The 8,771-nt window shown below is 75.9% G+C and carries 7 protein-coding genes and 1 pseudogene; 4 read left to right on the top strand and 4 right to left on the bottom strand.

What is annotated here, in order from left to right; genetic code table 11:
• Positions 1–99: 99 nt before the first annotated feature.
• Together ACZ58X_RS02765 and ACZ58X_RS02770 are read right to left on the bottom strand one after the other, a co-directional pair.
• Entirely contained in the window at positions 100–996 is an 897-nt protein-coding gene (locus ACZ58X_RS02765) for an MBL fold metallo-hydrolase (protein ID WP_470331854.1), read from the bottom strand.
• Positions 997–1,047: 51 nt separating this feature from the next.
• The gene (locus ACZ58X_RS02770; RefSeq protein WP_470331855.1) at positions 1,048–2,364 is read right to left on the bottom strand and encodes an MFS transporter; all 1,317 of its coding nucleotides are present in this window, start codon (positions 2,362–2,364) and stop codon (positions 1,048–1,050) included.
• Between the two features lie 129 nt (positions 2,365–2,493).
• Here ACZ58X_RS02770 and ACZ58X_RS02775 point away from each other — a divergent pair.
• The 3 genes and pseudogenes from ACZ58X_RS02775 to ACZ58X_RS02785 form a co-directional block, all read left to right on the top strand.
• Positions 2,494–2,682: pseudogene (locus ACZ58X_RS02775) on the top strand (hypothetical protein); the annotation flags it as partial.
• A gap of 130 nt (positions 2,683–2,812) precedes the next feature.
• Positions 2,813–4,216 (top strand): amidase, encoded by a 1,404-nt coding sequence (locus ACZ58X_RS02780; RefSeq protein ID WP_470331856.1) that lies wholly within the window; start codon positions 2,813–2,815, stop codon positions 4,214–4,216.
• A 94-nt stretch (positions 4,217–4,310) separates the two neighbouring features.
• The gene (locus tag ACZ58X_RS02785; RefSeq protein WP_470331857.1) at positions 4,311–4,886 is read left to right on the top strand and encodes a TetR/AcrR family transcriptional regulator; all 576 of its coding nucleotides are present in this window, start codon (positions 4,311–4,313) and stop codon (positions 4,884–4,886) included.
• A gap of 176 nt (positions 4,887–5,062) precedes the next feature.
• On the opposite strand, the gene ACZ58X_RS02790 is transcribed toward ACZ58X_RS02785, so the two are convergent.
• Entirely contained in the window at positions 5,063–6,604 is a 1,542-nt protein-coding gene (locus ACZ58X_RS02790) for a carboxylesterase/lipase family protein (RefSeq protein ID WP_470331858.1), read from the bottom strand.
• Between the two features lie 213 nt (positions 6,605–6,817).
• Between ACZ58X_RS02790 and ACZ58X_RS02795 the strand changes: the two genes are divergently transcribed.
• Positions 6,818–7,546, top strand: coding sequence for a DUF998 domain-containing protein (locus tag ACZ58X_RS02795; protein WP_470331859.1), 729 nt, complete (start codon positions 6,818–6,820; stop codon positions 7,544–7,546).
• A gap of 397 nt (positions 7,547–7,943) precedes the next feature.
• Here the strand turns inward: ACZ58X_RS02795 and ACZ58X_RS02800 are convergent, their stop codons facing one another.
• On the bottom strand, positions 7,944–8,543 hold the full coding sequence (locus tag ACZ58X_RS02800) for a hypothetical protein (protein WP_470331860.1): 600 nt from the start codon (positions 8,541–8,543) through the stop codon (positions 7,944–7,946).
• Positions 8,544–8,771: the final 228 nt, after the last annotated feature.

The following is an 8,771-nucleotide window of genomic DNA, read 5'->3' on the forward strand; positions in this document are numbered from 1 at the left end:
TGCCACCCGGCGGGCAGGGCGACCAGCCCGCTGCGCCCCGGGCCCCGCCGCGCACAACCGCTCCGTCGGCCGGGTCACGTCCGCCGGTCAGGCCGCCGGTCAGGTCGCGGGGACGGGCCGGAGTCGGTAGGCGTCGCCGTGGGCGACGACCCGGCCGGCGGTGGGCGGGGCGAAGTGGGTGCCCAGCAGCAGGGCGTCGGTGCCGGCGAGGGAGGCGAGCAGGGCGCGGCGGGTGGCCTCGGAGCGCTCGGGCTCGATGTCGACGCAGGCGCCGATCGCGGGGTGGGCGAGCTGCACCGGGTGGTGCACGCAGTCGCCGGTGATCAGCGCGGTCTCGCCGCCGTCGGCCAGTTCGACGGCGATGTGCCCGGGGGTGTGGCCGGGGGTGGGGATCAGCCGCAGGCCCGGGACGACCTGCACGCCCTCGGCCGGGACGTCGACCAGGTCGAGCAGTCCGGCCCGCTCGACCGGGAGGACCGAGTCGCGGAACATCTGCGCGCGGGCCTCGTCCATGTCGTACCCGGCCCAGAACTCCCGTTCGGCGCGGGCGGTCAGGTAGCGGGCGGCGGGGAAGGTCGGCACCCACGCGCCGTCCTCCCACCGGGTGTTCCAGCCGACGTGGTCGGCGTGCAGGTGGGTGAGGACCACCAGGTCGACGGTCTCCGGCGCGAACCCGGCCGCGGTGAGGCGCTCCAGGTAGTCGGTGCGCAGGTCGTGCCAGGCCGGGTTGGCCCGCTGCTTGCCGTTGCCGATGCCGGTGTCGACCAGCACCCGCAGCCCGTCCACGACGAACGCGAAGCTGTGGCTGTCGAGGTGGAGGACACCGTCCGGGCCGGCGAAGTCGGGGCGCAGCCAGTCGTGGCCGGCCACCACCTCGGGGGTGGCGTCGGGCAGCAGCCACGGACCGGTCGCCGGCGGCAGCGGGACCTCGTCGATGCGGTGGACGGTGAGGTCGCCGACGGTCCAGGAGGGGGAGGTGGAGGGGGAGGACTGCATGGTCTGTCGTTTCCTTTGCGCTTCAACGGGTGTTCGTCAGTGGGGTGTTCGTCAGCCGAGGTGGTCGGCCGGGGTCCGGGCCGCGTCCGCCCGGCGCCGTGACACCGCGAGGGCCGCGAGGGCCGCCACGGCGAGCAGGGCGGCGACGGCGGCGTAGGCGTGGGAGGTGGCCCCGAGCCCGTACTGCCGGGTGGCGGCGCCCGCGGCGATGGCGGGCAGGCTCATGGAGAGGTAGCTGAGGACGTAGTAGGCGGCGAGGGTCGCGGCGCGGTCCTGTTCGGCGAGCGGGGCGAGGAGGAGGCGCAGCGTCCCTTGGGAGACGGCGCCGAAGGCCGCGCCGGCCAGGGCCGCGCCGCCGTAGACGGCGGGGGCTCCGGCGCCGTGCAGTCCGGCCAGGGTGAGGGGCGCGGCCGGCAGGACGGCCAGGCAGCCGACGGTGACGGTGGTGCGGGGGTCGGCGTGGCGCAGGGCCCACACGGTGAGGGTCGCGGTGGCGCTGAGGGTGAAGAAGACCATGCCGCGGGCCGCCTGCGGGGCCTCGGGGGCGACCAGGCGTACCAGGGCCGGGCCGAGGGAGGAGTAGAAGCCGCCCAGTGCCCAGACGGCGACGACGGCGGTGCCGGCGGTCAGTAGGGTGCGGCGCGCGGCGAGCGGGAGGGCGAGTCGCGGGCGCAGCGACCGCAGCGCGCCCGGGTGGCGGCGGACCGTCTCGGCGGTGAAGGCGACGGCGATCGCCTGGGCCGCGAAGAGCACGGCCAGCAGCACGTAGACGGTGACGGTGGGGGCCGGGGCGAAGTGGACGAGGAGGGTGGAGCCGAGGACGCCGGCGGCCATGCCGGCGACGGGGGCGATGGTGTTGGTCAGGGCGGAGCGTCCGGGGTGCCGGGGGTCCGCCAGGTCGAGGAGGGCCGCGCCGGCGGCACTGGTGGCCACGCCGGTCGCCGCCCCTTGCAGGAGGCGGGCCGCGGTCAGGGTGCCGGCGCCGTCCGCCGAGGCCAGGAGCAGCATCGAGGCGGCCTCCGCGACGAGTGCGCCGGCCAGTACGGGGCGCCGTCCCAGGTGGTCGGAGAGCGCGCCGGTGGTGAGCAGGGCCGACAGCAGGGCCAGGGAGTACGCGGCGAACACCACCGTGACGGCGAGCGCGGAGAGGCCCCAGCGGTCCTGGTAGAGGGGGTACAGCGGCGTCGGGGCGCTGGACGCGGCCAGGAGGGCCACCAGGACCGACGCGTCGAGGGCGAAGGTCGCCGCGCGGTTCCTCCGGTGGGCGCGGTCGGCCCGGAGCGGGCTGTGCGCCGAAGTGCCGGACGTGACACCGGACGTGACACCGGACATGACGCCGGGCACGGGACCGGACAGCGGGCCGGACATGGGACTCCCTCCCGTAAAAGCAATGTGTTTGCGTTAAGTGACGATAGAACCTACAGTCGCACTAACGCAAGCCGTTAGCTTTTAGCGGGGCGCTTCGCCGTCCCCGCCCGACCGGAAGAGGGATCCTCCATGTCCTCACCCGCACTCACACCGCCCGAGGCCGCCCGCTGGGCCGCCCTGGCCGGACTCCCACTGCCCGACGACCGCCACGCCGAGGTCGCGGCCACCGCCGACCACATCCGCTCCGTCGTCGCCGTCCTGCGCGAACTGGACTTCGGGGACACCCCGCCCGGCAACGCCTACCGCGCGACGCAGCAGGAGAACACGGGCAGGACGCGAGAGCACGCAGGGGCCCAGCACGCAGACACCCCGAACGCAGGCACCCAGCACGCAGGCACCCCGAACGCAGGCGCCCAGCACGCAGGCACCCAGGAAGTGGAGCAGAACGATGCAGCCGCATGAGCTGACCCTCGCCGACGCCGCCGAGCAGATCCGGGAGCGGCGCCTGTCCCCCGTCGAACTGGTCGACTCCGTCCTCGACCGCATCGACCGGGTGGAGCCGCAGGTCGGGGCCTATGTCACGGTCACCGCGGAGCAGGCCCGCGCCGCAGCCCACGCGGCCGAGCGGGAGATCGCCCGGGGCCACCACCGGGGGCCGCTGCACGGCGTCCCGGTCGGGCTCAAGGACCTGATCGACGTCGCCGGCCTGCCCACCACGGCCAGCTCCCGGGTCCGGGCCGACCACCGCGCGACCGCCGACAGCACCGTCGCCGCCCGGCTGCGGGCCGCCGGCGCCGTCCTGGTCGGCAAGACCCACACCCACGAGTTCGCCTACGGCCTGACCACCCCGCAGACCGGCAACGCCTGGGACGCCGCCCGGGTCGCCGGCGGCTCCAGCGGCGGGTCCGCCGTCGCGGTGGCCGCCGGGGCGGCGACCTTCGCGCTCGGCACCGACACCGGCGGCTCGATCCGGGTGCCCGCCGCGCTCAACGGCGTGGTCGGCCTCAAGCCGACGTACGGCCTGGTGCCCCGGCACGGCGTCACCTCGCTGTCCTGGTCCCTCGACCACGTCGGACCGATCACCCGCACCGTCGAGGACGCGGCCCTGGTCCTGACCGCCCTCGCCGGTCACGACCCGCGCGACCCCGCCTCGCTGGACGCCCCCGCCGTCGACCACCGGCCGGAGCGGGACCGGGCCCGGGCCGCGGACCTGACGGGCGTGCGCGTCGGCGTCCCGAACAACCACTACTTCGACCACGTCGACGCGGAGGTGTCGGCCGCCGTCCACCGGGCCGTCGGCCACCTGGCGGAGCTCGGCGCCCGGCTCGTCGAGGTCGACATCCCGCTGACCCGCTACCTCCAGGCCACCCAGTGGGGCCTGATGGTGCCGGAAGCCACCGCCTACCACGCGCGCACCCTGCGCACCGTCCCCGAGCTGTACGGGGCGGACGTGCGGATCCTCCTGGAGGCCGGCGAGCTGCTCGGCGCCGGCGACTACCTGCGCGCCCAACGCGCCCGGACCCTGATGCGCGGCGAATGGGCCCGCGTCCTGGAGCAGGTCGACGTGATCGCCGCCCCGACCGTCCCGATGACCGCGGCCCGGGTCGGCCAGGCGACCGTCACCTGGCCCGACGGCACGGTCGAGGGCGTCTCCGACGCCTACGTCCGCCTCTCCGCCCCGGCGAACATCACCGGGGTGCCCGCCCTCTCCCTCCCGGTCGGCCATGACACGACGGGGCTGCCCATCGGGATGCAACTGCTCGGACACCCCCTCGGCGAGCGGACGCTGCTGCGGGTGGGCCACGCCTACGAGCGGACGCAGCCGGCCCGGGCGCTCGCGCCGGTCGCCTGAGCCCGGCGCACGGCCCGCGCGCTCCGGACGTTCCAGGCGTTCCAGGCGCTCCGGACACCCTCTAAACGCAAGAACTGTGCTTTAAAGTGGTGTCATGAGCCGCAAGCAGATGGTGCGCCCCGGCGGACGCAGCGCCCGGGTCCAGGCCGCGGTGCACTCCGCCGTCCGCGAACTCCTGACCGAGGTCGGCCGGGACGCGCTCACCGTCCCCCTGGTCGCCCAGCGCGCCGACGTCACCCCCTCCACGATCTACCGCCGCTGGGGCGACCTCGCCGAACTGCTCTCGGACGTCGCGGTCGAACGGCTGCGCCCCGACGGCGAACCGGCCGACCACGGCGACCTGCGCTCCGACCTCACCGCCTGGGCCGAACAGTTCCTCGACGAGATGGCCTCCACCGCAGGCCGCGCCTACACCCGCGACGCGCTGCTCGGCGACCCGGACGGCAGCAACGCCGGCCAGTGCTCCGCCTACGCGGCCGGGCAGATCGACGCCGTCCTCACCCGCGCGACCGACCGGGGCGAGCCCGCCCCCGACGTCGAAACGACCATGGACCGGGTCGTCGCCCCGATGATGTACCGCATCCTCTTCCGCCCGTCCGGCCTCGACGCCGCCTACGCCCACCGCCTGGTGGCCGACCTCCTCGACGCCCCCGGGGCGGACCGCACCTGACCGGGAGCGGCCGGTAGCCGGGGGGCGCTGCCGGCGCGCTCACGGAGCCATGGCTGCGCTCTGCGTCGGGGCCGCGCGGGTGCGCGACCTCGGCACGCGTGCCGACCCGCCCCCGACCTCAGAGGAGTCGGGGACGGTCCGGTGGTCCGGTGGTCCGGTGGTCCGGTGGTCCGGGGTCAGCCGAAGTGCCGAACGGTGGCCGGGTCGGCGGGGGCGTACGGGGGCCAGTGCCCGGCGGGCCGGCCGGTGGCGGCGAAGGTGGCCACGGCGTGGCAGAACTCGTGGCCGAGGGTGCGAGCGGCGGCGGTGGCCTCGCCGAGCATGGGGCTGTCGGGGTAGGCGTCGAAGGTGGCGAAGAGGAAGGGGAGTTCGGCGCAGTGGGTGGCGCCCAGGCGGGCCGGGTCCGGGGCCGGGGTGCGGTCGAAGCGGTAGACGTAGGTGGGGTGGCCGGCCCCGGCGTGGTGGTCGGCGATGGTGCGGGTGCCGTCGTGGAACTGGAGCCCGGTGGCGACCTCGGTGAGGACCTCGCCCGGTGTCGCTCCCGGCGTCCGGGCAGCGGCGGTGGCGGCGGCGCGGTCGTACCGTTCGGCGCCGCCCTCGGCCAGGGCCGCCGCGATCGACCGGGCCCGCTCGGTGGAGGCGGAGCGGACCGCCGGGTCGAAGGCGTAGAACGCCGTCATCTCGTCCCTGGTGGTGCCGGTCAGCAGCTGCTTGCCGTCCAGGCGGCCGTCGGCCAGGGCCCGCTGCCAGGGCACCGGCAGGCCGTGGCCGCCGAGGACGGGGTACATCGGCGGAGCGACCTTGCCCGGGCGGGCGACGTCCCGGGCGAGTTGCCCGTAGGCGGCGAGCAGCTGCCCGGGCCGGACGGCGCGCAGCGCGGCCAGCGGATCCGGCCCGCGGTCCAGGCCGAGGATCCCGAGGAAGCGTCGGGCGTGGTCGGCCGCTTCGCCGGGGTCCTGCGGGGGGAGGCCGAACGGGCCGCTCTGGGTGACGACCCGCGCGATCCACGGGCCGGTCTCCGGTGCGAGGGCGAGGTGGAGGGCGGAGTAGGCGCCGGCGGACTGGCCGCCGACGGTGAGGAGTTCCGGGTCCCCGCCGAAGCCGGCGATGTTGTCCCGCACCCAGGCGAGGGCGGCGGTCTGGTCGCGCATCCCGAGGTTGTCGCTGCCGAACTCCGGGAGGTGGAGGTAACCGAGCGGTCCGACACGGTAGTTGGCGGTGACGACGACGAGGCCCCCGGCGGCGGCGAGGTGCCGGCCGTCGTACCAGTCCCAGCCGCCGGATCCGCTGCTGAACCCGCCGCCGTGGAACCAGACCAGGACCGGGCGCCCGCCCGGGGCGGCCCCCTCGGCCGACGGGCCCGGCGACCACACGTTGAGGGTGAGGCAGCCGTCCTCGTCCCAGTCGGGGGCCCGCCGCCCCATCACCGCTTCGAGCCGGGACGGCCCCTGGGGTGCGGACGGCCCCGGGCGGGCGGCGTCCCGGACACCCGACCAGCCCGGGTGCGGTCCGGGGGCGGCGAAGCGCCGCTCCCCCACCGGGGAGGCCGCGTACGGAATGCCGCGGAACGCGGCCACGCCGCCCTCCACGACGCCCCGCACACCACCCGACCCGGTCACGACGACGGGGCGTTCCCGCACGGTCATCGAGGTCACCTCTCCTTCGCCGTCGCCCTGCGGTTCCGTGTCGTCCGCCCGTCCGATCGGCGTCTCGCCCATCCCCCCAGTCAATCGCCCGGAAGGCGCCGTCGCCGGGAATCGGGAAAGTCGGGACGTGAGGAAAGTCCGGACGTGAGGAAAGTCGGGACGTGAGGGAAGTCGGACGTCGGGGAACCGGTGCGTGGTGTCGGCACGGCAACTACCGCTCCGTGCGCCAGGATCGTGGTCCCGGCTCGGGACCTCCGTCGAGCCCGGCACGGAAGGCTCTCGAGGATGGCGATCGACGACGAGGTCAGGGCGGTCGCGTGGAAGTCGGGTGCGGTGGCGCTCGTGGTCGCGGCGGTCCAGTACGTGGTCGCCGAAGCCATGGCAGCGTCCGCCTGGCGGGACCCGGCCTATGACTACGCGCACAACTTCATCAGCGACCTGGGCGTACCCTCCTGCGGCGGCGCGTTGCAGGGCCGGACGATCTGTTCGCCGCTGAACGCGGTGATGAACGCCGGGTTCATCGCGCAGGGTCTGCTGTTCATCGCCGCGGCCCTCGTCCTGCAACACCTGCTGCCGGGGCGGCTGCGCTGGGCGTACCTGGTCCTGGCCGTGGTCCACGGGGCGGGGATCGTCCTGGTCGGCCTGGTGCACGGTTCGCCGGAGGCGGACCGGGACGGGTCGATGGCCTGGCACGGCCTGGGCGCGGGCATGGCGATCATCGGCGGCAACCTGCTCGCGGTGGTGGTGGGCGGGCACCTGGTGCGCAGCGGCCGGGCCCGCCGGCCCGGTTGGGCCGTACTCGGGTGCGGCACCGTCGGGCTGGCGTGCGCCGTCGTCCTGCTCACGATGATGCCGACGGACCCGGTCCCGTACCACGCGGCCGTGTTCGAGCGCGGCTCGGTCTACTCGATCACGGCCGCCGAACTGATCGCCGGGGCCGCGGTCCTGCGTGGGCTGCACGGGCTGCGCGGGCTGCGCTCCGAAGCGCCCCTGACCGTCGAGACCACCGGCTGACGGACCGGCCTGCGGAGGAGCAGCGAGCGGAAGGCAACCGATGAGCGGGGCCGGGGACGGACGGGGAGCACGCCCCGCCGTCCACCGCCGGGGCCGCGCTCCAGGGCCACCAAGACCCACGCCCAGGTGCTGAGCGCGCTCGCCAGCTCCGAGGAGGCGGTCGAGCGGATCCACCGCGCCCTGGAGCTCGGCCGCGCCCAGGGCAACCAGCCCATGCCGAGTTCGACTTCGCGGTCGTCATGGGGCAGGTGCTGTACGACCGGGGGCGGACCGCCGAGGCCCGCGCCCTCTGGGAGCACGCACGCGAACTCGCCGCCGCGCAGGGGCGGATGACCCGGCAGGTGAAGCGGGTGAAGGAACGGCCGGCGCAGTGCGGGCCGCCGTGCCGGGCGCGCGCTCAGACGCCCCGGGACGGCCGGTACGGCGCGGGCGGACGGCCGGGTAGGCCTGGTACGGCGGCGGAGGCGGTCGCCGTGGCGGGGGCGGCAGCCGGAGCCGCCGAGGTGGTGGGGCGGGCCGAGGTGGTGGGGCGGGCCGGGGCGGTGGGGGCAGCCGTGGTGGCGGCAGCCGTCCGTACGCCCGCGGCCATGGGCGCCGCCGTGCCGGAAGCCGTGGTGCGGCGTGCCGCCGACGGCGCCGGCCCGGCCGCAGGCGCGGGTGCGCCGCCGTCCGGCTCGACCCGCTCGATCCGCAGCACCAGGTTGCGGTCCCGGCGGTCGCCCGCCCGGTCGCGGTTGCGGCTGTGCACGGACTGCGTCAGCACGCCCCGGACCTCCTGCCAACGCCCCTGCACGGCACGGATGTTGGGGCACCACTCGGAGCCGTAGCGGTGCTCCAGCGCCAGCTGCCAGCTGTCGGCCGCCACCAGGTGGACCGCGCCGACCGTCGCCGGGATCTCCACCGGGGCGGCACCCCGGACGGTCACCACCGCCCGCTGCGGCCACTCGCCCTCCACCGCCGTCACCGTGATCCGGCTCGGCCCCTGGTACCAGGCCATCGCTGCGGTCCTCCCTCGTCCGTCCACGCCGGTTCGTCGCCCGGCCTCAGCCGGTACCACGGACGGCGGGGCCCCGGCGGTTCGAACCGCCGCGAACCGGGCCACCTGCCAGGGGTAGCGCGACGCGCGGGTGACGGCAACCGCCCCCCCCCCCAACCCCCCTCCCCCCCCCCAGTTCCAACCTCCGGCCCTCCAGCTGGCCCCCCAGACCGCAGGTTGTCACGTTGT

It is taken from the genome of Kitasatospora sp. NPDC040550 (assembly GCF_055594965.1).

What these genes read in the sequence shown, in the direction of transcription:
- ACZ58X_RS02765 (WP_470331854.1), bottom strand. Translation starts at nt 996, where the DNA reads ATGCAGTCCTCCCCCTCCACCTCCCCCTCCTGGACCGTCGGCGACCTC.
- ACZ58X_RS02770 (WP_470331855.1), bottom strand. Translation starts at nt 2,364, where the DNA reads ATGTCCGGCCCGCTGTCCGGTCCCGTGCCCGGCGTCATGTCCGGTGTC.
- ACZ58X_RS02780 (WP_470331856.1), top strand. Translation starts at nt 2,813, where the DNA reads ATGCAGCCGCATGAGCTGACCCTCGCCGACGCCGCCGAGCAGATCCGG.
- ACZ58X_RS02785 (WP_470331857.1), top strand. Translation starts at nt 4,311, where the DNA reads ATGAGCCGCAAGCAGATGGTGCGCCCCGGCGGACGCAGCGCCCGGGTC.
- ACZ58X_RS02790 (WP_470331858.1), bottom strand. Translation starts at nt 6,604, where the DNA reads ATGGGCGAGACGCCGATCGGACGGGCGGACGACACGGAACCGCAGGGC.
- ACZ58X_RS02795 (WP_470331859.1), top strand. Translation starts at nt 6,818, where the DNA reads ATGGCGATCGACGACGAGGTCAGGGCGGTCGCGTGGAAGTCGGGTGCG.
- ACZ58X_RS02800 (WP_470331860.1), bottom strand. Translation starts at nt 8,543, where the DNA reads ATGGCCTGGTACCAGGGGCCGAGCCGGATCACGGTGACGGCGGTGGAG.